This is a genomic window from Butyricicoccus sp. OF27-2pH9A (assembly GCF_027693185.1).
In the GTDB taxonomy this organism is placed as follows: Bacteria; Bacillota; Clostridia; order Oscillospirales; family Butyricicoccaceae; genus Agathobaculum; species Agathobaculum butyriciproducens.
This window is the reverse complement of record NZ_JAQEXK010000006.1, coordinates 137,402-138,132: the sequence shown is the minus strand read 5'-3', so window position 1 is coordinate 138,132 and position 731 is coordinate 137,402. Positions and strand designations below refer to the sequence as shown.

Annotated in this window: 1 protein-coding gene; it reads left to right on the top strand. The window is 50.2% G+C overall.

Annotated features, from left to right (window positions below):
* On the top strand, window positions 1-731 hold a 731-nt coding region (locus PG722_RS06860; RefSeq protein ID WP_270580060.1), incomplete at both ends, for a class II glutamine amidotransferase.

Below are 731 nucleotides of genomic sequence, written 5' to 3'. Positions count from 1 at the left end.
CAAGTGCGCGGCACGGACGCGACGGGCATCGCCTACAATTTCAACGACCGTCTGCGGATTTACAAGCGTCCGATTCCCGCTCGGAAGATGAAGATTCATATTCCGCACGGTGTAAATGTCGTAATGGGACATACCCGTATGACGACACAGGGCAACGCGCAGTTTAACCAGAACAATCATCCGTTTCTCGGTAAAGTTGACGGCAATTCATTTGCTCTTGCACATAACGGTGTACTCTGGAACGACAAAGAACTTCGTATAGCGGAAAACCTGCCGCTGACGAGCGTTGAAACGGACAGCTATATTGCCGTTCAGCTTCTCGAGCAGCAGAAAGCCCTCGACTTTGACAGCCTGAAAGCTATGGCTGAAAAGGTCGAGGGTTCATTTGTGTTTACCGTTCTGGATAAGGATAACGCTATCTGGTTCATCGTTGGCGATAACCCGCTTTGCGTTATGTTCTACGATGGTTTTCTGATTTATGCTTCAACGCAGGAAATCCTCTGCAAAGCTATAAAGAAGCTGCGGCTGAAAGCACCCACTGACATTCTCGAACCGAAGGAGGGCGAGATTTTGAAAATCGACCGAGCGGGACAACTCACGACCGGAAGTTTCACACCGCACACGACTTTCGAGCGTTGGTGGCGTAAGTATCCGTACTATCGCAGCTACTACGAGGATACGCCCGCAAACTACGATGACCTGTTCAGCGTTGCCAAGGCATTTGGCGTTTC